The organism is Aurantimonas coralicida DSM 14790 (genome assembly GCF_000421645.1).
GTDB classification, from domain to species: Bacteria; Pseudomonadota; Alphaproteobacteria; order Rhizobiales; family Rhizobiaceae; genus Aurantimonas; species Aurantimonas coralicida.
The window spans coordinates 268,960-293,694 of record NZ_ATXK01000004.1 but is presented as its reverse complement, the minus strand read 5'-3'; the positions used below and the strand labels follow the sequence as shown (position 1 = coordinate 293,694).

The 24,735-nt window shown below is 67.1% G+C and carries 23 protein-coding genes and 1 tRNA gene; 10 read left to right on the top strand and 14 right to left on the bottom strand.

The window, feature by feature from the left end; all coding sequences use genetic code 11:
* Nucleotides 1-26: 26 nt before the first annotated feature.
* From H536_RS0111855 to H536_RS0111845, 3 genes are all read right to left on the bottom strand, one after another.
* A complete protein-coding gene (locus tag H536_RS0111855; RefSeq protein WP_060576898.1) occupies nt 27-677 on the bottom strand; it encodes a hypothetical protein in 651 nt (216 codons plus the stop codon).
* A 202-nt stretch (nt 678-879) separates the two neighbouring features.
* Entirely contained in the window at nt 880-4,386 is a 3,507-nt protein-coding gene (gene mfd, locus H536_RS0111850; protein ID WP_024350673.1) for a transcription-repair coupling factor, read from the bottom strand.
* On the bottom strand, nt 4,383-4,679 hold the full coding sequence (locus H536_RS0111845) for an FAD assembly factor SdhE (protein ID WP_024350672.1): 297 nt from the start codon (nt 4,677-4,679) through the stop codon (nt 4,383-4,385). Before H536_RS0111845 ends, mfd begins: the two co-directional genes overlap by 4 nt.
* 94 nt (nt 4,680-4,773) lie before the next feature.
* Here H536_RS0111845 and recG point away from each other — a divergent pair, with 94 nt between their 5' ends.
* Nucleotides 4,774-6,876: an ATP-dependent DNA helicase RecG gene (gene recG / locus H536_RS0111840; RefSeq protein WP_024350671.1), complete on the top strand. Its 2,103-nt coding sequence runs from the start codon at nt 4,774-4,776 to the stop codon at nt 6,874-6,876.
* Nucleotides 6,877-6,900: 24 nt separating this feature from the next.
* On the opposite strand, the gene H536_RS0111835 is transcribed toward recG, so the two are convergent.
* The 4 genes from H536_RS0111835 to H536_RS0111820 form a co-directional block, all read right to left on the bottom strand.
* Nucleotides 6,901-7,611 carry a DUF502 domain-containing protein gene (locus H536_RS0111835; RefSeq protein ID WP_024350670.1) on the bottom strand — a complete coding sequence of 237 codons (711 nt, stop codon included), beginning with the start codon at nt 7,609-7,611 and terminating at the stop codon, nt 6,901-6,903.
* A gap of 128 nt (nt 7,612-7,739) precedes the next feature.
* Entirely contained in the window at nt 7,740-9,566 is a 1,827-nt protein-coding gene (gene glmS, locus H536_RS0111830) for a glutamine--fructose-6-phosphate transaminase (isomerizing) (protein WP_024350669.1), read from the bottom strand.
* Between the two features lie 129 nt (nt 9,567-9,695).
* Nucleotides 9,696-11,060, bottom strand: a complete 1,365-nt coding sequence (gene glmU / locus H536_RS0111825; protein WP_024350668.1) for a bifunctional UDP-N-acetylglucosamine diphosphorylase/glucosamine-1-phosphate N-acetyltransferase GlmU — start codon at nt 11,058-11,060, stop codon at nt 9,696-9,698.
* A gap of 155 nt (nt 11,061-11,215) precedes the next feature.
* Nucleotides 11,216-11,971 (bottom strand): cytochrome c biogenesis CcdA family protein, encoded by a 756-nt coding sequence (locus H536_RS0111820; RefSeq protein WP_029703131.1) that lies wholly within the window; start codon nt 11,969-11,971, stop codon nt 11,216-11,218.
* Nucleotides 11,972-12,210: 239 nt separating this feature from the next.
* Here H536_RS0111820 and H536_RS0111815 point away from each other — a divergent pair.
* The 4 genes from H536_RS0111815 (at nt 12,211) to H536_RS0111800 (ending at nt 13,694) form a co-directional block, all read left to right on the top strand.
* Nucleotides 12,211-12,286 (top strand) — tRNA-Lys (locus tag H536_RS0111815).
* Between the two features lie 194 nt (nt 12,287-12,480).
* Nucleotides 12,481-12,837, top strand: a complete 357-nt coding sequence (locus H536_RS0111810) for a hypothetical protein (protein WP_024350666.1) — start codon at nt 12,481-12,483, stop codon at nt 12,835-12,837.
* A gap of 218 nt (nt 12,838-13,055) precedes the next feature.
* Nucleotides 13,056-13,310 (top strand): hypothetical protein, encoded by a 255-nt coding sequence (locus tag H536_RS22580; RefSeq protein ID WP_060576900.1) that lies wholly within the window; start codon nt 13,056-13,058, stop codon nt 13,308-13,310.
* A gap of 66 nt (nt 13,311-13,376) precedes the next feature.
* A complete protein-coding gene (locus H536_RS0111800) occupies nt 13,377-13,694 on the top strand; it encodes a hypothetical protein (protein ID WP_156421784.1) in 318 nt (105 codons plus the stop codon).
* A 36-nt stretch (nt 13,695-13,730) separates the two neighbouring features.
* Here the strand turns inward: H536_RS0111800 and H536_RS0111795 are convergent, their stop codons facing one another.
* A complete protein-coding gene (locus H536_RS0111795; RefSeq protein ID WP_024350663.1) occupies nt 13,731-15,131 on the bottom strand; it encodes a TrkH family potassium uptake protein in 1,401 nt (466 codons plus the stop codon).
* 280 nt (nt 15,132-15,411) lie between these two features.
* On the opposite strand from H536_RS0111795, the gene H536_RS24380 reads away from it, so the two are divergent.
* The 3 genes from H536_RS24380 to H536_RS0111780 all read left to right on the top strand — a co-directional run bounded on the left by H536_RS24380 (nt 15,412) and on the right by H536_RS0111780 (nt 16,467).
* On the top strand, nt 15,412-15,594 hold the full coding sequence (locus tag H536_RS24380) for a hypothetical protein (protein WP_148233791.1): 183 nt from the start codon (nt 15,412-15,414) through the stop codon (nt 15,592-15,594).
* Between the two features lie 124 nt (nt 15,595-15,718).
* Nucleotides 15,719-15,934, top strand: coding sequence for a hypothetical protein (locus H536_RS0111785; protein WP_024350662.1), 216 nt, complete (start codon nt 15,719-15,721; stop codon nt 15,932-15,934).
* A gap of 110 nt (nt 15,935-16,044) precedes the next feature.
* A complete protein-coding gene (locus H536_RS0111780; RefSeq protein ID WP_029703127.1) occupies nt 16,045-16,467 on the top strand; it encodes a DUF4864 domain-containing protein in 423 nt (140 codons plus the stop codon).
* Nucleotides 16,468-16,507: 40 nt separating this feature from the next.
* On the opposite strand, the gene tgt is transcribed toward H536_RS0111780, so the two are convergent.
* The 5 genes from tgt to coaD form a co-directional block, all read right to left on the bottom strand.
* Complete coding sequence (gene tgt / locus H536_RS0111775; RefSeq protein WP_024350660.1) at nt 16,508-17,641, bottom strand: tRNA guanosine(34) transglycosylase Tgt; 1,134 nt, start codon at nt 17,639-17,641, stop codon at nt 16,508-16,510.
* The gene (gene queA, locus H536_RS0111770; protein WP_024350659.1) at nt 17,638-18,729 is read right to left on the bottom strand and encodes a tRNA preQ1(34) S-adenosylmethionine ribosyltransferase-isomerase QueA; all 1,092 of its coding nucleotides are present in this window, start codon (nt 18,727-18,729) and stop codon (nt 17,638-17,640) included. Before queA ends, tgt begins: the two co-directional genes overlap by 4 nt.
* 20 nt (nt 18,730-18,749) lie before the next feature.
* Nucleotides 18,750-19,220 carry a peptidylprolyl isomerase gene (locus H536_RS0111765; protein ID WP_024350658.1) on the bottom strand — a complete coding sequence of 157 codons (471 nt, stop codon included), beginning with the start codon at nt 19,218-19,220 and terminating at the stop codon, nt 18,750-18,752.
* A 126-nt stretch (nt 19,221-19,346) separates the two neighbouring features.
* The gene (locus H536_RS0111760; protein ID WP_024350657.1) at nt 19,347-19,904 is read right to left on the bottom strand and encodes a peptidylprolyl isomerase; all 558 of its coding nucleotides are present in this window, start codon (nt 19,902-19,904) and stop codon (nt 19,347-19,349) included.
* A 37-nt stretch (nt 19,905-19,941) separates the two neighbouring features.
* Complete coding sequence (gene coaD, locus H536_RS0111755) at nt 19,942-20,424, bottom strand: pantetheine-phosphate adenylyltransferase (protein WP_024350656.1); 483 nt, start codon at nt 20,422-20,424, stop codon at nt 19,942-19,944.
* A gap of 160 nt (nt 20,425-20,584) precedes the next feature.
* Here coaD and H536_RS25350 point away from each other — a divergent pair, with 160 nt between their 5' ends.
* On the top strand, nt 20,585-20,713 hold the full coding sequence (locus tag H536_RS25350; protein WP_266102134.1) for a hypothetical protein: 129 nt from the start codon (nt 20,585-20,587) through the stop codon (nt 20,711-20,713).
* Nucleotides 20,714-20,861: 148 nt separating this feature from the next.
* Here H536_RS25350 and gyrA read toward each other — a convergent pair whose 3' ends face one another.
* Nucleotides 20,862-23,633 (bottom strand): DNA gyrase subunit A, encoded by a 2,772-nt coding sequence (gyrA, locus tag H536_RS0111745; RefSeq protein WP_244495422.1) that lies wholly within the window; start codon nt 23,631-23,633, stop codon nt 20,862-20,864.
* A 350-nt stretch (nt 23,634-23,983) separates the two neighbouring features.
* Between gyrA and H536_RS0111740 the strand changes: the two genes are divergently transcribed.
* The gene (locus H536_RS0111740) at nt 23,984-24,634 is read left to right on the top strand and encodes a MarC family protein (RefSeq protein ID WP_024350654.1); all 651 of its coding nucleotides are present in this window, start codon (nt 23,984-23,986) and stop codon (nt 24,632-24,634) included.
* The last annotated feature ends 101 nt before the right edge of the window (nt 24,635-24,735 follow it).

The window sequence follows — 24,735 nt, the reverse complement described above, 5'->3', positions numbered from 1 at the left end:
AGGCAGCAGGCCAGAGCGTCAAGCGATCAGCGGGGCCCGGTCTCGGTCGCCTTGTCGTGCGTCGCGGCCTCTGCGTCGCCGGTCTCAGCAGCCGGCGGCTGGACAGGACCCTCCGGCACCGCCGGTAGTGCATCCGGCTCCGCCAGCGGATCCGCGGCGGCCGGAGCTGTGGTCGCCGCATCCGCCGGCCGCGTCGGACCGAAGGGCGCCACGACCTCGCTGACCGGCACCGCGAGGTTCATCGGCAGCAGCCGCCCGACCTTGGCCGACAGCCCCATCATCGTCTTCGACAGAAACCGGCCGATCCGCCCCTCCGGCGTACAGACGAGGGTCTCCAGGCTGCCGTCCCCGGCCCGTTCGCCGGTACAGGCCACCGCATCCGCCAGCCGCACGTCCTTCGGCTCAAGGCCGATGAATTCCAGCACGGCACCGTTGCTGCCCGGCTGACAGCCCATCTGGAAATCCAGCCGCACCTCGTTCGGCGTCGAGGCAAAGCGCGTCACGGTGTGGCGGCTCTGGTTCCAGCGCAGATTGGTGTCGATGGGGATGAAGCTGGGGATCGGGAATCCGACGAGCGCCGAAACGACCCTCAGATCGAATGCCAGCGACGTACAGACGCCGGCCTCGTTGAGCCGGCCCTCGATGGTCTGCAGGGTTACCGCATCGGCGTCGACCATCTGAGCCCGTACCGGCACGGCGCCTGAGACGGCGGCCACCATGACGGCGGATGCCAGAAGGCGGGCCGGCCGCAGCCGAGGCGATGAGGCGGGGAAGCGAGACATGGCTCGCTTGAAGGACAGTCTCGCGGCAAAATTGTGAGTAGCATCTCCAGCGGCTGAAGCGCCGCCGGAGTCGCGCAGGACCCCGGGAAGACCGCCCTCAGGCGGCCTTCTTCTGCCCCTCTTCGGCAAAGCGCGCGAGCTGGGTGGCGATGGTTGCCGCGCCGTTCAGCCGCTTCTCCGGTGTCGGCCAGTCGCGGATCAGCACCACCGACTGGTCGGCGCGGATCTTGGCCGAGGCGCCCTGCTCCGAAATATAGCGCACCAGCGCGCCCGGATTGGGGAAGCTCTTGTCGCGGAAGGTGACCACCAGGCCCTTCGGCCCGGAATCGAGCTTCTCGATATTCGCCTTGCGGCACAGCGACTTGATGAAGACCACCTTCAACAGATGCTCCACCTCGGTCGGCATCGGCCCGAAGCGGTCGATCATCTCGGCGCCGAAGGCGTCGATCTCGCGGGCGTCCGAGAGATCGGCGATGCGCCGGTACAGCGTCATGCGAAGCTGCAGGTCCGGGACGTAGCTCTCGGGGATCATCACCGAGGTGCCCAGTGCGATCTGCGGCGACCACTGGCCGTCGCCGGCCCTCTCCTCGCCCTTCATCTCGGCCACCGCCTCTTCCAGCATCTGCTGGTAGAGCTCGAAGCCGACTTCCTTGACGTGGCCGGACTGCTCGTCGCCGAGGATGTTGCCGGCGCCGCGCTGGTCGAGATCGTGGGACGCGAGCTGGAAGCCCGCCCCGAGCGTGTCGAGCGACTGCAGCACCTTCAGGCGACGGTCGGCGCCCTTGGTCGGCGTCTTGTTCGCCGGGATCGTCAGGAGCGCATAGGCGCGGACCTTGGACCGGCCGACCCGGCCGCGCAGCTGGTAGAGCTGGGACAGGCCGAACATGTCGGCGCGGTGGACGATCATCGTGTTGGCCGACGGGATGTCGAGGCCCGATTCGACGATCGTCGTCGACAGCAGCACGTCGTACTGGCCCTCGTAGAAGGCGTTCATGATGTCGTCGAGCTCGGTCGCCGCCATCTGGCCGTGCGCGACGGCCACCTTTAGCTCCGGCACCTCGGCATCGAGGAAGGCCTTCACGTCGGCGAGGTCGGAGACCCGCGGGCACACATAGAAGCTCTGGCCACCGCGATAGCGTTCGCGCAGCAGAGTCTCGCGCACCACCAGCGGGTCGAAGGGCGACACGAAGGTCCGAACCGCCATGCGGTCGACCGGCGCCGTGGTGATCAGCGACAATTCCCGCACGCCGGTCAGCGCCAGCTGCAGGGTGCGCGGGATCGGCGTCGCCGACAGGGTCAGGACGTGGACGTCCGACTTCAGCTCCTTCAGCCGCTCCTTGTGCTTGACGCCGAAATGCTGCTCCTCGTCGATGATCAGCAGGCCGAGATTCTTGAAGTCGACCGCCTTGCCGAGGAGCGCATGGGTGCCGACGACGATGTCGACGGTTCCGTCGGTCAGCCCCTTCTTGGTCTGCGAGAGCTCTTTCGACGAGACCAGCCGCGAGGCCTGCGCCACGTTCAGCGGCAGGCCGCGGAAGCGCTCGGAGAAGGTCTTGTAGTGCTGGCGCGCCAGCAGCGTCGTCGGCACCACCACGGCCACCTGCAGCCCGTTCATCGCGCCGATGAAGGCCGAGCGCAGCGCCACCTCGGTCTTGCCGAAGCCGACATCACCGCAGATCAGCCGGTCCATCGGACGGCCCGCCGCCAGATCGTCGGCGACCGCGTCGATGGCGTTGAGCTGGTCCTCGGTCTCCTCATAGGGGAAGCGGGCGGCGAACTCGTCCCACAGCCCTTCCGGCGGCAACAGCCGCGGTGCGCCGCGCATCTGGCGGGCCGCCGCGATCCGGATCAGGCCGTCGGCCATCTCCAGTAGCTGCTTCTTTAGCTTGGCCTTGCGGGCCTGCCAGGCGCCGCCGCCCAGCTTGTCCAGCATCGCCTCGGAGCCTTCGCCGCCATAACGCGACAGAAGCTCGATATTCTCGACCGGCAGGAAAAGGCGGTCGTCGCCCTGGTAGCGCAGCTCCAGGCAATCATGCGGCGCGCCGGCCGCCTCGATCGTCTTCAGGCCGACGAAGCGGCCGATGCCGTGGTCGACATGAACGACGATATCGCCCTCGTCGAGGCCCGAGGCCTCGGCGATGAAATTGGCGGCGCGCTTCTTGCGGCCACGGCGCACCAGGCGGTCGCCCAGGATGTCCTGCTCGCCGACGATGGCGAGATCGGGCGTCTCGAAGCCGGCCTCGACGCCCAGCACCGCCGTCATGACGAGGTTCTTCGGCGCCTCGTTGACCTTCTTCAGGCTGTCGGCGGCCTTGATGTTCTCCAGCCCGTGCTCTTCGACGACCTGGGTCAGGCGCTCGCGCGACCCCTCGGTCCAGGCCGCGAGCACGACCCGCTTGCCGCCGGCGCGCAGCCTTCCGATGTGGTCGACCGCCGCCTGGAAGACGTTGACGTCGCCGCTGGCGCGCTCGGCCGCGAAGCTGCGGCCGCGGGTGATGTCGATGTTGAACACGGCGTGGTTGGCCGCGTCGCTCGCCGCATAGGCCGACAGGCGGATCGGGTCGCTGCTGGCGATGCCGCCCGCCAGTTCGTCCTGCGAAAGATAGAGATCGTCCGGTTCGACCGGATTGTAGGGCACGGCTTCGGCGCTGGATTCGCCGGCACCGCGCTTGCGGGCGTCGTAATGGTCCTCGATCGTCGTGCGTCGTTCGGCCACCGATTCCAGCGTCAGATGGTCGAGGACCATCGGGAACCCGGCGCAATAGTCGAACAGCGTGTCGAGTTTCTCGTAGAACAGCGGCAGCCAGTGCTCCATGCCGGAGAAGCGCTTGCCCTCGCTGATCGATGAGTACAGCGCGTCCGAGCGCAGCGGCGCGCCGAAGCGCTTGACGTAATTGCCGCGGAACCGGCTGATCGTCTCCTCGCGGAGCGTGACCTCGGAGACCGGCGCCAGTTCGAAGCTCTTGAGCTGCCGGATTGTGCGCTGGCTGGCCGGATCGAAGGCGCGGATCGTCTCCAGCGTGTCACCGAAGAAGTCGAGCCGCACCGGCTCTTCCTCGCCGGGCGCGAACAGGTCGAGGATACCGCCGCGCACGGCGAACTCGCCGCGTTCGCGCACGGTCGCCACCCGCTCGAAGCCGCCCCGTTGCAGGGCACGGACGATGTCTTCCATGGCGATGCGGTGGCCCGCCTTGGCGGAGATCATCTCCTCGGCCAGCACATCTGCCGGCGGCATCTTCTGCAGCAGCGCATTGGCCGTCGTCAGGATCAGCGCCCGGTGCGGCGCCAGGCGCAGCGCATTGATCGCCGTCATCGCCGACAGGCGCCGCGCCGCCGCGTCGCCCGACGGGCCGACGCGGTCATAGGGCAGGCAGTCCCAGGCCGGCAGGGTCAGGACCGGCAGGTCGGGCGCGACGAAGCGCAGCGCGTCTTCCAGCGCGGCGACCCGGTTGCCGTCGCGCATGACGAAGACCACCGGCGTCTTGCCGCCGCGCAGACGCACGATGTCGGCGAGCAGGAACGCCTCGTAGCCGTCGATGACGTTGCCGATCTCGACACCGGCACCCTTCTCGATCGCCTTCTTCAGCGACGGAGGCAGGCTCATGGCTGATCCTCCCAGCCGGTGCTGTAGAAGTCGCGGATGCGGCGGAACACCGCCGTGTCATGATTCGGCGGCGTCGGCGCTTCGCCGGTCAGCCACTGGAACAGGTCGCGATCCGGCGCTTCCATCAGCTGCTCGTACTCGGTGAGCTCGTCATCGGTGAGCTTGTCGATCTCGGCATCCGCGAACCGGCCGAGCACCAGGTCCATCTCGCGGATGCCCCGATGCCACGAGCGGAACAACGCCTTGCGGCGGCGGACATCGAGATCGCTCGAGGAGCGCTGCATACCAGTCATGGCAAACCCGTTTTGTGAATTCGGCCTCTATATAGGGAGCGTTCGGGCCTGTCAGCCTTGCCATCGGCATCCATGCGGCTAAACCTGCCGCCCGATGCGCCCTTCGATCCTCGACCCGCTGTTTGCCGCCGTCACCACGCTGGAAGGCGTGGGACCGAAAGTCGCGGCCCAGTTGCAGACCCTGCTCGTCGGCAATGGCGCCGAGGTGCGAGTGCGCGATCTCCTGTTCCATCTGCCGAGCGGGCTGATCGACCGGCGCAAGCGCGCCGAGATCGCCACCGCGCCGGAGGGCGGCATCGTCACCCTGACGGTCCGCATCGACCGGCACCAGGCTCCGGGCCGCGGGCAGAAATCGGTACCCTACCGCGTCTTTGCCCAGGACGAGACCGGCGAGATCGCCCTCACCTATTTCCGCGGCCAGTCGGCGTGGCTGGAAAAGCTGCTGCCGGTCGGCGAGACGATGATCGTCTCCGGCCGCGTCGAGTGGTTCAACGGCCGCCCGTCCATGGTCCACCCCGACTTCGTCGCCACCCTCGAGGAAGCCGAGACCCTGTCGCTGGTAGAGCCGGTCTATCCGATGACCGCCGGGCTCTCGCCCAAGCTCCTGCGCAAGGCGATCGCCCAGACGCTGGACCGTCTGCCGACGCTCGACGAATGGATCGACCCGGCAGTCGTCGCCCGCGAAGCCTATCCGGACATTGGCAGCGCGCTCCGCCGCCTGCACGACCCGGAGGACGAGACCGACATCGCCCAGGCGGGACCGGCCTGGTCGCGCCTTGCCTATGACGAATATCTCGCCAGCCAGCTGGCCCTCGCCTTGTCGCGCCAGCGCATGAAGAAGGCCCGCGGACGGCCGCTCGTCGGGACCGGGCGGATGGCCGGCCTTCTGCGCGCGGCACTGCCCTTCACGCTCACGGAGGGGCAGGAAGCGGCTATCGCCGAGATCCACACGGACATGGCCGCGCCGGACCGCATGCTCCGGCTGCTGCAGGGCGATGTCGGCTCCGGCAAGACCGTCGTCGCGCTGATGGCGATGGCCGCGGCGGCCGAAGCCGGCGCCCAGTCGGCCCTGCTCGCCCCGACCGAGATCCTTGCCCGCCAGCATCACGATGGCCTGTCGAAGCTCTGCGAGGCGGCCGGGCTGTCGATCGTGCTCCTGACCGGCCGCGACACCGGTCGCGCCCGTGCCGCCAAGCTCGCGGCCATCGCCGCCGGCGAAGTGCAGGTTGTCGTCGGCACCCATGCGCTCTTCCAGGAAGGCGTCGACTATGCCGATCTCGGCCTCGTCGTCGTCGACGAGCAGCACCGCTTCGGCGTCCACCAGCGCCTCAGCCTCACAGCCAAGGGACGCGGCGCCGACCTCCTGGTGATGACCGCCACGCCGATCCCGCGCACCCTGGTTCTCGCCGCTTTCGGCGACATGGACGTTTCGCGGCTGAGCGGCAAGCCGGCGGGGCGCAAGCCGATCACCACCGTCGCCGTGCCGATGGAACGCCTTTCCGACATCGTCGGGCGGGCCGCCAGCGCCATGGATGCCGGCGAGCGGCTCTACTGGGTGTGTCCGCTGGTGGAGGAATCGGAAAAGAGCGACCTGATGGCGGCGGAGGAGCGCTTCCGCCAGCTCCAGGCGCATTTCGGCGACCGGATCGGCCTCGTCCATGGCCGCATGAGCGGCGAGGAGAAGGACGCCGCCATGGCCGACTTCAAGGCGGGGCGCACCCAGCTCGTCGTCGCCACCACGGTCATCGAGGTCGGGGTGGACGTGCCGGACGCCACCATCATCGTCATTGAGCATGCCGAGCGTTTCGGCCTCTCGCAGCTCCACCAGCTGCGCGGCCGGGTCGGGCGCGGATCGAAGGCCTCGTCCTGCGTGCTTCTCTACCGGGCGCCGCTCGGCGAGACCGCCAGCGCCCGCATCAAGGTGATGCGCGAGACCGAGGACGGCTTCCGCATCGCCGAGGAGGATCTGAAGCTGCGCGGCGAAGGCGACCTGCTGGGCACCCAGCAATCCGGCATGCCCTATTTCCGCATCGCCTCGATGGAACACCATGCCCGGCTGATGGAGGTTGCGCGCGACGATGCGAGGATGATCCTGACCCGGGATCCAGAACTCACCTCGCCGCGCGGCGAGGCGCTGCGGGCGCTGCTCTATCTGTTCGGCAAGGACGAGGCGATCCGGCTGCTGCGCTCCGGCTGAGGCCGAAGGCGATCCGCGTCCGCGTCAGTCGACCGGCTCTGCCTGGCGATCGGCCGGGGCCGGCTCGGCCCGCACCAGCCGCGACGCCTCGGCCACCGTCATCGGCTTGCCGCGCACCGCGCCGCCCTCTTCGGGCGAGACGAGGCCCGCCGACACGACCAGCTTCAGCGCCGCCTCGATGCTCATGTTGAGAATGCGCACGTCTGCCCGGGGCACGTAGAGCAGGAAGCCCGAGGTCGGGTTGGGCGTCGGCGGCAGGAAGATCGCCAGCATTTCCTCGCCCTGGTCCGACAGGACCGTCTTGATCTCGCCACTGGCCGTGGTCGCCACGAAGACGATCGCCCACATGCCCTTGCGCGGATATTCGACGAGCCCGGCAGTCTTGAAGGACGAGGACCGGTCGGCCAGCACCGTCTCGAAGATCTGCTTCAGGGCGGTGTAGACCGTGCGCACCAGCGGCATCCGGCCGAGCAGATGCTCGCTCCAGTTCACCAGGGTCCGGCCGATGATGTTGGCGGTCAGAAAGCCGATCGCGGTGATCAGGAACAGCGCCACCAGAAGCCCGAAGCCGGGGATGGCGAAGGGCAGATAGGCATCCGGCGTGTATTGCGTCGGGATGTAGGGCTTCACCCAGCCATCGACCCAGCCCATGAAGGACCAGGTGATCCAGGCGGTGATCGCAAGTGGCGCGCAGACGATGAAGCCGGTCAGGAAATAGGTTCGAAGCCGCGTCATGGCCGTTGTCTGCTCCAGCGCCGCTGCGGCGCACCATCAAAGGCCTGCGCCTCGCTCAATCGAGACTCACTTGCCCCCATGGCGAATGCAAGGCAACTCTTTTCGCAGGTGCGAAGAGTGCCGAACCGTCACTCCACGGTGACCGACTTCGCCAGGTTGCGCGGCTGGTCGACATCCGTGCCCATCTGGATCGCCGTGTGATAGGCGAGCAGCTGCAGCGGGATGGCGTAGACGATCGGCGTCAGGATCTCCGGCATGTCCGGCAGGACGATCATCTGCGCGCCCTCCACCGCGCCGCTCGCGGCGCCCGAAGCATCGGTGATCAGGATGATCTCGCCGCCGCGGGCCGCCACTTCCTGCACGTTGGAAATGGTCTTCTCGAAGCTGCGGTCGTGCGGTGCCACGACGACGACGGGCATGGTTTCGTCGATCAGCGCGATCGGTCCGTGCTTCAGTTCGCCCGCTGCATAACCTTCCGCGTGGATGTAGCTGATTTCCTTTAGCTTCAGCGCGCCTTCCAGCGCGAGCGGATAGGAGAAGCCGCGGCCGAGGAACAGCGCATGCGACTTGGTCGCCATGTCCCGTGCCAGCCGCTCGATCGTCTCCTCCAGACGGATCGCCTCGTTGGCGAGCCGCGGCGCCTCGGTTAGCGTGCGGGTCAGCTCCAGCTCGCGCTCGGGGGTGATCACGCCGCGATCGACGCCGGCGCGAATTGCGAGCGCGGCCAGTGCCATAAGCTGGCATGTAAAGGCTTTGGTCGAAGCCACACCGATTTCCGGTCCGGCCAGCGTCGGCAAAACGAAGTCCGATTCCCGCGCGATGGTCGATTCCTGAACGTTGACGATCGCGGCGGTCTTCAGCCCCTGCGACTTGGCGTAGCGCAGCGAGGCCAGCGTGTCCGCCGTCTCGCCGGACTGCGAGACGAACAGGGCCAGGTCGACATCGCCCAGCGGGCTTTCCCGGTAGCGGAACTCGGACGCCACATCGAGGTCGCAGGGAATGCCGGCAAAGCGCTCGAAATAATAGCGCCCGACGAGCGCCGCGTAGAATCCGGTACCGCAGGCCGACAGCGCAATGCGGCGGATCTTCGAGAAGTCGAGATCCTGGCCGTCGGGGATCCGTGTGCGCCCGCTCGACATGTCCACGAAGGCGCCGAGCGTGTGCGACAGCACCTCCGGCTGCTCGTAGATTTCCTTCTGCATGAAGTGCCGGTGGTTGCCCTTGTCGACATAGAAGGCCTTGCCGACCGACTTGCGGATCGGCCGCGTCACCGGGCGCCCGTCCTCGTCGAAGATCGAGACGCTGTCATGGGTGAGGACGGCGAAGTCGCCCTCTTCCAGATAGCGGATGTCGTCGGTGAAGGGCGACAGGGCGATGGCATCGGAGCCGAGATACATCTCGCCCTTGCCCTCGCCGATCGCCAGCGGGCTGCCGCGCCGGGCGCAGATCAGAAGGTCCTCGTTGCCGTTGAACAGGAAGCCCAGCGAGAAGGCGCCTTCCAGGCGCTGCAGCACGGTGTGGACGGCGTCCTTGGGCGACTGGCCGCGCTCCAGCTCGCGCGTCACCAGATGGGCGACCGTCTCCGTGTCGGTCTGGCTTTCGAAGACGATGCCCTCGGCTTCCAGCTCGGTGCGCAGCTCGCGGTAGTTCTCGATGATGCCGTTGTGGACGATCGCCAGCCGCGGCGTCGCATGCGGGTGGGCATTGGCCTCGGTCGCCGCGCCATGGGTCGCCCAGCGGGTGTGGCCGATGCCGATCGTGCCCTTCAGCGGATGGTCGGCGAGCCGTGCCGCCAGATTGACCAGCTTGCCCTCGGCGCGCAGCCGCGTCAGCGCCCCGTCTTCCAGCGTGGCGACGCCGGCGGAATCATAGCCGCGATATTCGAGCCGCTTCAGCGCGTCGACGAGACGGTCGGCCACCTGTTCGCGGCTGATGATGCCGATAATTCCGCACATGGACTGGTTCCCGGATTGGCTGGATGAGGCGGTGGAAATGGGAGCCCGGAGGGCGGGCTACGCAGCGCAACCTAGACGAAATGCGGCGCTGCGGTGATTCACGAATGGTATCGCGAAATTACGAAGCGGTCAGGCCTTGCCGGCGGCCTTTGCGGCCTTGGCTGCCCGGTTGCGCTCGGCGATCTCGCGGCCGCGGCCGGGCTTGGTCACCTGGCGTTCGCGGGCGATGGCCAGGGCCCCGTCCGGCACGTCGTCGGTGACGACGCTGCCGGTGCCCACATAGGCGCCCTCGCCGATGCGCACCGGGGCGACCAGCGCCGAGTTCGACCCGATGAACGAGCCCGCGCCGATCTCGGTCCGGTGCTTCAGCGCGCCGTCGTAATTGCAGGTGATGGTCCCGGCGCCGATATTGGCCGCCGCGCCGACGCTGGTGTCGCCGATATAGCTGAGATGGTTGACCTTGGCGCCGACGCCGATTTCGGCGTTCTTGACCTCGCAGAAATTGCCGACCTTGGCGTCTTGCGAAAGGTCCGCACCCGGCCGCAGCCGTGCGAAGGGGCCGACCGAGGCATCGGGGCCGACATGACACCCTTCCAGATGGCTGAAGGCGTGGATGGTCGCGCCGGCCTCGACCCGGACGCCCGGACCGAAGACCACCTGCGGCTCGACGAAGACGTCGGGTTCCAGCTCCGTGTCGTGGCTGAAGAAGACGCTTGCCGGATCCTGAAGGGTGACGCCGGAGAGCATCACTTGTCGCCGCCGCGCGCCCTGCCAGAGGGCCTCGACCTGCGCCAGCTCCTCGCGGGTGTTGACGCCGAGCACCTCGCTGGCGTCGGCCTCGATGGCGCGGACGCGGCGCCCCGCATTGCGGGCGATCGCGACGAGATCGGTCAGGTAATATTCGCCCTTGGCATTGGCGTTGCCGATCGCGTCGAGCATGGCCAGCGCATTGTCGCCGCGAAACGCCATGACGCCGGCATTGCAGAAGCCGACCCGACGCTCCTCGGCATCGGCGTCCTTTTCCTCGCGAATGGCGACCAGTTCGCCCTCCGCCTCAATCAGTCGGCCATAGCCGGTCGGGTCAGCCGGACGGAAGCCGACGACGCAGACATCGGCCCCGTCGGCCAGCGTCGCCCGGGCTCGCGCCAACGTGTCGGCGCCGATCAGCGGCGTGTCGCCGAAGAGAACGAGGATGTCGCCGAACCCCTTTTCCAGTGCCTCGCGCGCCGCCAAAACGGCGTGGCCGGTGCCCAATCGCTCGGTCTGCTCATGGGCGGCGACGCTGGCGATCTCGCGGCGCGCGGCATCGGCGACGCTCGTTCCGTCCCGCCCGACGACCAGCGCGACATCGTCGGAACCGGCCGCCCGGGCGGCGCGCACCACGTGACGGATCATCTCCAGGCCAGCCACCTTGTGCAGGACCTTGGATTTCGACGACCGCATCCGCGTGCCTTCACCGGCGGCCAGAATGATCGACAGGCAGCGTCTCGCCATCTTGCACTCGCGTTTTTCGCGTGGATCTCGCAGCACGCCTTAGCACGGGGACCGGCGCGCGTTCAGGGGGAACGTTGCGGCAAGGTAAAGCGCGGCACGAGGATGCCCACCGGCAACGCATCGCGACGCAGCGGTGGCGGTCCCGCGCGGGGCCGCTAGCCGATGGTCTGCAGCGCCGGGAAGGTTTCCAGCAGCCAGAACGACATCGTTTGCATGCCACCGGTCAGGAACAGGAGGCCGGTGACGACGAGCAGGCCTCCCATCGCCTTTTCCACGGTCGCCAGATGCGCCCGGAAACCGTGCATCCAGCGGAAGAAGGCTCCGGAAAAGGCTGCGGCCAGGATGAACGGGATGCCGAGGCCGGCCGAATAGAAGCCCAGCATCAGGGCGCCCTCGCCCACCGTGTTCTTCGCGCCCGCCAGTCCGAGAATCGCGCCGAGCACCGGACCGATGCAGGGCGTCCAGCCGAAGGCGAAGGCGAGGCCCATCAGATAGGCGCCGAGAATGCTGCGCGGCTTGTCGGGTGCGCTGATCCGCGCCTCGCGCGACAGGAAGGACAGCCGGAAGACACCGAGGAAATTCAGTCCCATGACGATGATCGCCACGCCGGCGACCATGCCGAGCCAGTCGAGATTCTGCCGCAGCAACTGGCCGATCGTGCTGGCGCCGGCCCCGAGCATGATGAAGACGGTCGAGAAGCCGAGGACGAAGGTCACCGAGGTCGCGATCAGCCGGCCATAGCTGGTCGTTCCCATCTGACGGCCGGCCCGCAGCTCGTCGGCGGAGACGCCGGCCATGTAGCACAGATAGGGCGGCACCAGCGGCAGGACGCAGGGCGACAGGAAGGACAGCGCGCCGGCGAAGACCGCGGTCGGATAGGAAAGTTCGGCGAACAAGGGACCTGCCTTCATTGCGGGAGACGTTCGGCGAGGGCGGCCAGCACGCCCATATGCTCGGCGCGCAGGCTGCAACTTGGTGGCGCCGCCCTGTCCCTTCGGGCGGACGACAACGCCGCCGCCTTCTAGGCGTCCCGCCCGCCTGCGGCAAATCGCAAAACCGTCAGTGAGAGGTCAGAAAGACGGTTGACCGTGAGGGGGCGCCTTTCTATGGTCCGCGCGCTGCTCCCGGGACGCCACCGCCCCGGGGGTCGGAGCGCGTAGCTCAGTTGGTAGAGCAACGGACTTTTAATCTGTAGGTCCAGGGTTCGAGTCCCTGCGCGCTCACCACAATTCTAGCACCGCAATTACTGATGCATCGGACGCAGATTTCGCGCGCCGGTCCTTCGGTCTCCTGAGCCGAAAACATGTTTCTGCTGGTCGTCAGTACACCAGTACGGCGGCCTTTTGCTGTCGTAACAACCCCTGATTGACTCTCGGATAGCTCCGCCACAGTGTCGCCTCGTTCAGAATCGGAGATACATGTGAAGCGAGTTTTATCTATTGTTTGCGTGGGGTTCGCCGTCACAGGCTGCGCAAAGCGGCCCGATGCGATTCTACCTGTCGACGTGCCGATGGCTGCATACGGCAACCTGAATTGCGAGGCTCTCTTGCAAGAGCATCTCCGTGAGCAAAGCGCTCTCGCGACCATCTCACAGCAGCAGAATCAGGCCGCTACCGGCGATGCGGTTGGAGTGTTTATGCTCGGGGTCCCCGTTTCGAGTACGTTCGGCGGCGACAAGGAAGGTCAGGTCGCTGTGAGCAAGGGCAAGGTCAACGCGATCGACGCAAATCTGCGCGCCAAGAATTGCCGCGCTTCAGCCGCGGGTGCGGCGAGTTAGGGATCGAGATGTCGGCGCCGCCCCAAGGCGGCGCCGATCATGCCCATACAGGTCGAGGGCTTCTGCGAGCACCGGTTCCCGGTAAAATTTGTCACTCGCCTCGTTCGGAACCGGCAATCGACCGAGTTCTTTCGCGACCAGCCCAAGCACCGGTCGCATGCCGGGCCGAACAGGCGTAATCGGTACGGTCGAAGGTGATCACCACCGAGGGAACGACCATGTCCGCCAGCAAGCTCTTCATCGTGCAGCAATTCGTCAAGCAGGGCCGCCGCCTCGGCAATGGCCAGACGATGCAGTTCAAGACCGCCGAGGAAGCCCGCCAGCGGGCCGACCGCGACGGAACGCGCCTTGGCCATGTCGTCGGCGTCGTGGCGGTCGAGCAAACCGTGGACGTGGAAACCGGCGAGGTCCTGGAAGAGCCGGTCGTGCTGACCCGCCATGGCGAGGTGCCGGCGGAAGTCGCCGGCGAGTAGCCTCGACAGGTTTCGCAATATCCCATCAGGTGCTGCAGCGGCTGTCTCCATTGCGCGGGCCGCCCGGTGCCAGCGCTGTTCTCGCTTTCCATTGGACCCGAAACGTCGGCTCGCACGTTGCTGCGCGAGAACCGGGGCAACCTGTTCGACGGATCCGTCGGCAGCGCATGGCCCGACATCGTTCGCCAAGGGGGAGCCGACATGGACAATCGCGACGAAAGCCCGCGCGAGCGCAGCCGCAACCACGCCGCGATCGGGTGGCTGGCCGTGATCGTCACCCTGGCCGCGATCGGCGCCTTCGTCCTCGCCGAAGGCAGCGGCGATCCGTCGGATGGATTGCAGCCGGGGGCCGCGGCCCCCGCCCCGACCGAACCGGCGCAGTGACCGCACCCGACGGGCGCGCGAAAAATTCGGCCTGTCTCAGTCCACCCAGACGGACGGGAACAGCAGGATCAGCACGGTCACCAGTTCGAGGCGGCCGAGCAGCATATTGATCGAGAGAATCCACAGCGCCGGATCGGGCAGACTGCCGAAATTGCCGGCCGGCCCGATGATCTGGCCGAAGGCCGGGCCGACATTGGCGACGGTGGCCAGCGACCCGGTAAAGGCGGTGGTGAGGTCCAACCCGCACATCGACAGGGCCACCGTGCCGGTGAGCAGCGTGCCGAAGAACAGGAAGAAGAAGATCGTCACCGTCTGCAGGACGTCGGTCGAGATCACCTGGTTGCCGTAGCGCAGCCGCTGCACCGCATGCGGGCGCACCAGCCGGTGCAGGCTGGCGCGCACCAGGAGATAGAGGATCACCAGCCGGTTGGCTTTCACGCCGCCCGAGGTCGAACCGGCGCAGCCGCCGATGAACATCGCCGTGAAGAAGATGCCGATCGCCGCGTTCGACCAAAGCGTATAATCCTCCGACGCATAGCCGGTGGTGGTGATCACCGAGACCAGGTTGAAGGTGGACGAGATCAGCGCCTCGCCGAAGGGCGTGTCGTTGATCGTCCGCCGGCTGGCCGCCAGCGTCAGGCTGAGCACTGCGCAGATGACCAGAAACACCGGGATCTGCGGATCACGCCAGCGCTGGAAGCGCCGCGGCAGGAAGGCACGGATATAGATGACGAAGGGCAGCGCCCCAAGAATCATGAAGACCGTCGCGGCGATCAGGATGGCGTCGCTCTCGAAATAGCCCATCGAGGCGTCGTGGGTGGAGAAGCCGCCGGTCGCCACGGTCGTCATGGCATGGTTGATCGCGTCGAACGCGCCCATGCCCAGCATCACATAGGTCGCCATGCAGGCGATGGTCAGCGCCACATAAGCGCCGAGCAGTCCGGCGGCGAGCTGGTTGACCCGCGGCAGGACCTTGTCGGAACGGTCGGAGTTTTCCATCTGGAACAGCGACAGGCCGCCGGCGCCCAGCGACGGCAGGATCAGGATCGCCATGCCGATGATGCCGATGCCGCCCATCCACTGCATCAGCGAGCGCCACATCAACAGCCCGCGCGGCAGGACGTCGAGACCGGAGATCGCCGTGCCGCCTGTCGTGGTGAGGCCCGACATCGCCTCGAAGAAGGCGCCGGCGTAGGAGAGCTCAAGCGACGAGAAATACAGCGGCAGCGACGCGACCGTCGGCGCAAAGACCCAGATCGTCGTGACCAGCAGGAAGCCATATCGCTGGCTCAGCCGGGCCTGACTTTTCCTCCGCGTTGCCGTCGCCACGAGGGTGCAGAACGCCCCGATCAGGAAGGCCGAGCCGATGAACACCTGCCAGTCGTCGTTCTCGTCGCCGAGATCGACCAGGGCCGGCACGAGCATGGCGGCCGCCACAGCCAGCCCGAAGATCGCCGCGACATGAAAAATGGACTGAAGAATGCCGGCTCCCCCAAGCAGCTTGCGGCATCCGATCCGGCTGCCGAGCGATAGGATTGTCTAGCCAAGCCTGCGCGGATGAGCAATCTGCCCTGTGCCCGCCCGCCCCCATTGCCGGTCAGCGCCGGAGAAACCCCTTTGCGAAGACGGCCTTGGCTCCGCGCCGCGGCATGGCGCCCCCTTGCTTTGGCGGCCGCAAAGGCCGACACCGTGCATATTCCCAAGAAGGACGAATTCCATGGCGTTGCCACGCATGACCCCCGAGAGCCGCGCGCTGCTCGTTCAGCTCAAGCGCGAGCCGGTCGATCTCCCCGCGACGGGCCTCATTCCCGACCTCAAGCAGCTCGGCTTCATCGAGCACCGCGATTCCAAATGGCGCCCGACCCGCACGGGCAAGGATTATCTCAAGACCCAGCGTTGAGGTCTTCCGGCGGGCGTCGACGCCCGCCGGCCCTGGTCCCGCCGGCTGATCCGACGGTGACCCGGCATCTGCATCGGAAGGGCCGCTCCTTGTCTTGATCCGCGTCTGCGCTCAATTACTGGAGATGACCCTCGCACCCCAAAGCCCAGAGCATCAGCACATTCTCGACCGGATCCAGACCGGCGCGGATGCGCTGAACCGTGCCCTCGAAGACGCCGCAGCCGCCGGGTTACGGATCGACCTGCGCCTGACCGATGCGCCGGTCCGGGTCGTGGCGGCACTGGCCACCCATGAGGAAGGCCGCCGTCCCTGCGACCTCAACTCGGCCAACGACGGCTGAGGCGTCGCCTGACGCAGTGTAGTGGCTAGCCTCACGGTAAGTTGCGTGGCGCCCGCTTCCCCCTTGCGGCGTTCGGGCCGATCCTTTCGGTCCGACGAAAGGAGTGCAAAATGCGACGACGGGTGATTTCGGCCGCAGCGGCGGCATTGGTCTGGACAGCGGCATTTGCCGGGCCGGCCGCGGCCGGCGATGCCGACGACATCCGCGCCGCGATCGGCGCCCAGCTCGACGCCTTTCGCGCCGGCAATGGCGTCGAAGCCTATTCCCATGCAGCCCCGAACGTCCGGGCCCTCTTCCCCTCGCCGCAATCCTTCATGGCGATGGTGAAGCAGGGCTACGACCCGGTCTATCGGTCCGAGAGCGCCGTCTTCGGCGCACTGAAGCCCGAGGGCTCCGGCTTCCGCCAGGAGGTGAACCTCACCGATTCGCGCGGGCGAAGCTGGGTGGCGAGCTATACGCTGGAGCGCCAGCCGGACGGCACGATGAAGATCACCGGCTGCACGATCCGCAAGGGCGACGATCTGGCCGTCTGATTTCGGACCGACAGGCAACCGTCCGCCTGCTTGTGCCGGCTCAGCCGTATGGCGGCAGGTCGCCGCGCGTCCAGCCGGCCTTGGTGGCGGCGGCGAAATCGTCGAAGCCGCCCGCCTCGATCGCCGCGCGCATGCCGGCCATCAGCGACTGGTAATAGGCCAAATTGTTCCAGGTCAGCAGCATCGAGGCCAGCGCCTCGTTGGAGCGCACCAGGTGGTGCAGATAGGCGCGCGAATAATCGCGGGAGGCCGGGCAGTCGGAGGCTTCGTCCAGCGGCCGCGGGTCGTCGGCATGGCGGGCGTTCTTCAGATTGACCTTGCCGAAGCGCGTATAGGCGAGACCGTGGCGACCCGCCCGGGTCGGCATAACGCAATCGAACATGTCGATGCCCCGTGCCACCGACTGCAGGATGTCGTCCGGCGTGCCGACGCCCATCAGGTAGCGCGGCTTTTCCACCGGCATCACCGGCAGCGTCTCGTCGAGGGTCGCCAGCATCACGTCCTGTGGCTCGCCGACCGCCAGTCCGCCGACCGCGTAGCCCTTGAGATCCATCGCCGCCAGCCGTTCGGCCGAACGGACCCGCATGTCGATCAGGTCACCGCCCTGGACGATGCCGAACATCGCCTTGCCCGGCTGGTTGCCGAAGGCCTTCGCCGACCGCTCGGCCCAGCGCAGCGACATTTCCATGGCGCGCTCGATCTCTGCGCGCTCCGCCGGCAGGCGGATGCATTCGTCGAGCTGCATCTGGATGTCGGAATCCAGAAGTCCCTGGATCTCGATCGAGCGTTCGGGTGTCAGCTCGTGCTTCGAGCCGTCGATATGCGAACGGAACCGCACGCCCGTCTCGTCGAGCTCGCGCAGGCTGGCGAGCGACATCACCTGGAAGCCGCCCGAATCGGTCAGGATCGGATGCGGCCAGAGTGCGAAATCGTGAAGGCCGCCCAGCCGGGCGACGCGCTCGGCGCCGGGCCGCAGCATCAGATGGTAGACATTGCCGAGGATGATGTCGGAGCCGAGCTCCCGCACCTGGTCGAGATACATCGCCTTGACCGTGCCGGCGGTGCCGACCGGCATGAAGGCCGGCGTGCGCACCTCGCCGCGCGGCATGGTGATCACGCCGCGCCGGGCCTTGCCGTCGGTGGCGATCAGCTTGAACTGGAAGGTGTCGCTCATGCCGTGGCCCGGTCGAGCAGGCAGGCGTCGCCATACGAATAGAAGCGATACTCATTGGCGATGGCGTGGGCGTAGGCGGATTTCATCGTGTCGATCCCGCTGAATGCGCTGACCAGCATGAACAGGGTCGAGCGCGGCAGGTGGAAATTGGTCATCAGCCGGTCGACGGCCCGGAAGCGGTAGCCCGGCGTGATGAAGATGTCGGTGGGGTCGGAAAAGGGCCGGATCGTGCCCTCGACGTCGGCCGCGCTCTCCAGGAGCCGCAGCGACGTCGTTCCGACGGACACGATGCGCCGGCCCTCGCGGCGCGCCGCGTTCAGCCGTTCGGCGCTCTCCTCGGTGACGCGGCCGATCTCGCTGTGCATGCGATGGTCGGCGGTGTCCTCGGCCTTGACCGGCAGGAACGTGCCCGCGCCCACATGCAGCGTCAGATATTCGGTGGCGATATCGCGGGCGGCAAGGCGCGCGAACAGATCGGGAGTGAAATGCAGTCCCGCCGTGGGCGCCGCGACGGCGCCGTCCTCGCGGGCATAGACGGTCTGGTAGTCGGTGCGGTCCTGGGAATCGTCGGGACGCTTCGAGGCGATATAGGGCGGCAAGGGAATATGCCCGACGGCAGCAATCGCCTCGTCCAGCGCCGGGCCGGACAGGTCGAAACGCAGCGAGGCTTCGCCGCCCTCGCCGCGGGTTTCCACCGTGGCTTCCAGCGTGCCTGCGAGGCAGGCATTGCCGCCATGGCCGAAGGCGATGCGGTCGCCGATCTTGACCCGCTTGCCGGGCCGCACGAAGGCCAGCCAGCGATCCGGCGCCTCGCGCATGTGCAGGGTGGCGGAGATCTGGGCGACGCCCTCGCCCTCCACCGAGCCCGGGCGCCGGCGCAGCCCTTCGAGCTGCGCCGGGATCACCTTCGTGTCGTTGAAGACCAGGACGTCGCCCGGCGTCAGCAGCGACGGCAGGTCGCCGACCGTCTGATCGGCCAGCCCACCGGCCGGATCGACGCAGAGCAGGCGCGCGCTCTCACGCGGAGAGACCGGCCGGAGCGCGATCCGCTCCGGCGGCAGCTCGAAATCGAACAGGTCGACGCGCATGCCGGATCGTGTCGCCGGGCCTAGAGGTCGGCTGCGACGCGCATGGTGGTGATGGAGTCCGGATCTTGGACCGGCTCGCCCTTCTTGATCTTGTCGACGTTGTCCATGCCCTCGATGACCTCGCCCCAGACGCTGTACTGGCGGTCGAGCCACGGCGCGCGGTCGAAGCAGATGTAGAACTGCGAGTTGGCGGAGTTCGGGTTGGCGGTACGGGCCGCGGACACCGTGCCACGCTTGTGCGGCTCGGCGGAGAACTCGGCGCGCAGGTCCGGCTTGTCGGAGCCGCCGGCACCGGTGCCCGTCGGGTCGCCGGTCTGGGCCATGAAGCCGTCGATGACGCGGTGGAAGACGACGCCGTCGTAGAAGCCTTCGCGGGCCAGTTCCTTGACGCGGGCGACATGGTTCGGAGCCAGATCGGGCCGCAGCTTGATGACCACCTGGCCCTTGGTCGTCTCGAGGACCAGCGTATCTTCCGGATTGTCGTAGGCCATCTCGTTCTCCTTCGATTCAAACATGCAAAACAGGCGGCTCCGATCACCGGAACCGCCATTCATGCCCTTACTTGGGCGGATTCGCCTGTTGGCACAAGCCTCGGGCGAACCGCGGGAGCGTCAACCTCAGCCGGCGTCGCCGCCGACGGTGACCTTGACCATCGCGTCGGGCTCGTCGACCGAACCGTTCTGGGCCGGATCGCCCTTCTTGATGGCGTCGACGGTCTCCATGCCCGAGACGACGTCGCCGACCACGGTGTACTGGCCGTCGAGGAAGTCGCCGTCGGCGAGCATGATGAAGAACTGCGAATTGGCCGAGTTCGGGTCCTGCGAGCGCGCCATGCCGACGGTGCCGCGGTCGAAGGTCTCGTCCGAGAACTCCGCCTTCAGGTCAGGCTTGTCGGAGCCGCCCATGCCGGTGCCCGTGGGATCGCCGGTCTGGGCCATGAAGCCGTCGATGACGCGGTGGAAGACGACGCCGTCATAAAAGCCTTCCTTTGCGAGTTCCTTGATCCGCTCGACATGGCTGGGGGCGAGGTCGGGCCGCAGCTGGATGTCGATGTCGCCATTCTTGGTGGTGATCACCAGCATGTTGTCCGGATCGGACGACTGGGCGCCAGCAGGCATGGCAAAGGCGGTGGCGGCCAGGGAAACGGCCAGTCCCAGCGATGCGAAAATCTTCATGTCGGACTTACTCCAGCTCTCGCGCCTGCGCTCGGCGTCAGGCGGTCTTTCCTCGTATCGCCTCGGCGACATTGGCAGGAACGAACGCACTCACGTCCCCTCCCATGCGGGCGATCTGCCGAACCAATGTGGCGGTTATGGGCCTCGTCGCAGGCGACGCGGGAAAGAACACGGTCGTCACCTCGGGCCGCATGACGCCGTTCATGCCCGACATCTGCATCTCGTAATTCAGGTCGGTCCCGTCGCGCAGGCCGCGCACGATCGCCGTCGCGCCGGCCTCGACCGCCGCATCGACAGCCAGGTTGTCGAACGCGACGACATGCAGCTCGGCCTCCGACGTGCCGCCAACGCAGTTGGCGATCAGCCGCGCCCGCTCGTCGAAGCTGAACATCGGCGTCTTGCCCGGATGCACGCCGATGCCGACGATCACCGCGTCGAAGACCGCCAGCGCCTGGCGTAGAATGTCGAGATGGCCGTTGGTCATCGGGTCGAACGACCCCGGATAGAAGGCGCGTGTCATGTCGTCCTGTCCCCTCTCATGCGGCATCCGTAAGACGCCGCGGACCGCCCGCCGATGAACGGATGATGAACCACGGCTTCCGGCATCGTTCAGCGAAACGCTGCTATCTGGAACGAATTGCAACGCGGTCCGTTGTCAAGTCGAATAATGGAGAAACACGATGCTGGTCTTCGCCCTGTCCATCGCCATGGTCGTCACCCTCGCAACGGCGACCGCGATCACCCTGCACAATGAATCCCAGGCGCAGCGCCTCCGCGTGACCGCCAATCGCACCCGCACCATGCGCTGAGCCGGTTCGACCGCCGACGGAGCCGGCTGTCGAAGCACGGGTTCTGGAGCAAGCGAGGAACGGGCCGGCCTGTAGCCGAGCCCCGATGCGAAAAGGACTGCCGCGACACCATCGCGACAGTCCTTTTTTCGTTGGCCAAGTGGCGGCGCTATTCCTGCGGCGGAACATCACCGTCGGGAGCCGCGTCGTCCGGCCCCGCGTCATCCGGCGTCGAACCGTCGATGCCACCGTCTTCGATGTTTCCATCGATCGTGTCCGCCTCGGCTTCACCCGCCTCGTCGGCGCCCTGATCGGGAATGCGCTCGACCGAGACGACGCGCTCTCCGTCGGCCGTCTTGAAGATGGTGACGCCGCGGGTGGCGCGGCCGGCAGTGCGAATGCCCTCGACCGGCACGCGGATGAGCTGGCCACGATCGGTAACCAGCAGGATCTGGTCGCCGCTCTCCACCGGGAAGCCGGCCATGAGCTGGCCGATCTCGGAGGCCCGGCTCGTGTCGGTGGCACGGATGCCCTTGCCGCCACGGCCGATCACCCGGAACTCGTAGGACGACGACCGCTTGCCGTAGCCGAACTCGCTGACCGTGAGGATCATCTCCTCGGCGGCGCTCAGATAGGCGTAGCGCTCCTGATCGATGGCGACGTCACCGGCGCCCTCTTCCTCGACTGTCGGTTCTGCGGTGAGATCGGCGTCGGACGCGCCTTCGACGGCACGGCGCATCTTCAGATAGGAGGCGCGCTCGGCCGGGGTCGCATCGACATGGCGCAGGATCGCCATGGAGATGACCCGGTCGCCCTCGCCCAGCGAGATGCCGCGCACGCCGACCGAGTTACGCCCGGCGAAGACGCGCACGTCTGTCGCCTGGAAGCGGATGCACTGGCCCGATGCCGCGGTCAGAAGAACGTCGTCGTCCTCCGAGCACGTCGCGACGGCAAGGATCTCGTCGCCGTCCTCGTCGAGCTTCATGGCGATCTTGCCGTTGCGGTTGACCTGGGTGAAGTCGGACAGCTTGTTCCGGCGCACCGTGCCGCGGGTGGTGGCGAACATGACGTTCAGCTCGGCGGCCGCGTCCGGATCGCTCGGCAGCGGCAGGATCGAGGTGATCCGCTCGCCCTTTTCCAGCGGCAGCATGTTGATCAGCGCCTTGCCGCGCGACTGCGGCGAGGCCAGCGGCAGCCGCCAGACCTTCTCCTTGTAGACGATGCCGCGCGACGAGAAGAACAGCACCGGCGTATGGGTGTTGGCGACGAACAGCCGGGTGACCGAATCCTCGTCGTTCTTCAGCGACATGCCGGCGCGGCCCTTGCCGCCGCGACGTTGCGACCGGTAGGTCGCCAGCGGTACGCGCTTGATGTAGCCGCCATGGCTCACGGTGACGACCATATCCTCGCGCGGGATCAGGTCCTCGTCGTCCATGTCCGCCGCGCCCTCGGAGAGCTCGGTACGGCGCGGCGTCGCGAATTCGTCGCGGACCGCGATCAGCTCTTCCTTGATGATCTCGCGCACGCGGACGCGCGACGACAGGATCTCCAGATATTCCCGGATCTCCTCGCCGATCTTGTTCAGCTCGTCGCCGATCTCGTCGCGGCCAAGCGCCGTCAGGCGCTGCAAGCGCAGGTCGAGAATGGCGCGCGCCTGTGCCTCAGACAGACGATAGGTGCCCTCTTCGGTGATGCGGTGGCGCGGATCGTCGATCAGCCGGATCAGCGGCGCCACGTCCTTGGCTTCCCAGGCGCGGGTCATCAACTGCTCGCGGGCGGTCGCCGGATCGGGCGCAGCCCGGATCAGCTTGATCACCTCGTCGATATTGGCGACGGCGATGGCCAGGCCAACGAGGACATGGGCGCGCTCGCGCGCCTTGCGCAGCAGGTACTTGGTGCGCCGGTTGACCACTTCCTCGCGGAACGAGATGAAGGCCGACAGCATGTCGGGCAGCGTCATCTGCTCGGGCCGGCCGCCATTCAGTGCGACCATGTTGGCGCCGAAGGTCGTCTGCAATGGGGTGAAGCGGTAGAGCTGGTTGAGGATGACGTCGGACGACGCGTCGCGCTTCAGCTCGACGACCACGCGGTAGCCGTCGCGGTCACTCTCGTCGCGAATGTCGGAGATGCCCTCGATCCGCTTCTCGCGGACCAGATCGGCCATCTTCTCGATCATCGTCGACTTGTTGACCTGGAACGGCACCTCGGTGATGACGATCGCCTCGCGATCGTTGCGCATTGGCTCGACATGCGCCTTGCCGCGCATCAGGATGGAGCCGCGACCGGTCGAATAGGCCGACAGGATGCCCGCACGGCCCAGGACGATGGCGCCGGTGGGGAAGTCGGGCCCCGGAATGAAGCCCATCAGCTCTTCCAGCGTGATCGCCGGATTGTCGATCATCGCCACGCAGCCATCGACGATCTCGCCGAGATTGTGCGGCGGGATGTTCGTCGCCATGCCGACGGCGATGCCGCCGGAGCCGTTGACGAGGAGGTTCGGGAACCGCGCCGGCAGGACGACCGGCTCCTGCTCGCGACCGTCGTAATTGTCCTGGAAGTTGACGGTTTCCTTGTCGATGTCGGCGAGCAGCGCCTCCGACACCTTGTAGAGACGCGTCTCGGTGTAGCGCATGGCCGCCGGCGGATCGCCGTCGATCGAGCCGAAATTGCCCTGCCCCTCGATGAGCGGCGCGCGCAGCGACCAGTCCTGCGCCATGCGGACCAAGGCGTCGTAGATGGAGGAATCGCCGTGCGGATGGTACTTACCCATCACCTCACCGACGACACCGGCAGACTTGCGGTACGGTCGGTTGAAGGTCAGGCCCATGCCGTGCATCGCGTAGAGGATGCGCCGGTGCACCGGCTTCAGTCCGTCGCGCACATCGGGAAGCGCACGGCTGACGATCACGCTCATGGCGTAATCGAGATAGCTGCGCTGCATTTCCTCGATGATCGAGATGGAATCGATACCGGTGGGTCGCTCCGGCGGCGTCGTGATGTCGTCTTCGGCCAAGACTGTGTCCCGATTGACTCAAAATTCGTGTTCTGCCTATAGCCCGAACAGCCCGCAGGAGCAATTGCAGCGCCCATTTGCGCGGCCTCGAAAGGCCAATGTTGCCAGCCGCTTACGCGCTATCCAAAAGAAACCGCGACACACGTCCGACGGCCAGGCGCCGAAAACCCGGCTGCGCGGCGGGAATCAGCCGATTCGGCGGTTTTCCGGCCGACGGCCTTTGACCGGCTGGCGCCACCTGTTACCGATGGCGAAGGCTTCACGGGATCGCGGAACCCATGTTCGATCTTCTCCTGTCGGGGTTCGTCACCCTCTTCGTCATCATCGACCCGCTCGGGCTGGTGCCGCTGTTCCTCGCCCTGACGCCGGAGATGAACGAGAAGGAGCGCCAGCGGACCGCGCTGCGCGCCTGCCTGATCGCCTTCGCGATCCTGACGATCTTCGCCCTTTTCGGCCTCGGCATCCTGCGCACGCTCGGCATCACGCTCGGCGCCTTCCGGGTGGCGGGCGGCCTGTTCTTGTTCTGGATCGCCTTCGAGCTGGTGTTCGAGAAGCGCAATGAGCGCAAGCAGCGCAGCGCCAACAAGGCCGTGGACGATCCCGACGCCGCCGATGTCGCCGCCTTCCCGATGGCGATCCCGCTGATCGCTGGTCCGGGCGCCATCTCGGCGGTGATCCTGCTCTCGGGCTCGCTGCCCAGTCTCGGTGGTCAGGCGGCGCTGGTCGGGGTGATCTTCACGGCGCTCACCGTCAGCTTCGCCTTCCTTGCCCTCGCCCACCGGGTCGACCGATTTCTCGGCGTCACCGGGCGCGCGGTGATCTCGCGGCTGCTTGGCGTTCTCCTGGCCGCCCTCGCGGTGCAGTTCGTCGCCGACGGCGCCGCCGAACTCATTCGCACCAGCCAGCAAGGCGCGACGGCCCTGAGCTGACCGCGACACGACGCCGGCAGGGCGCCATGGCCCCCGACAGGGCACGCCGGGTGAAGCGCTCCACAATCCGTCGCCACATGCCGTCCGAACCATCCTGACAA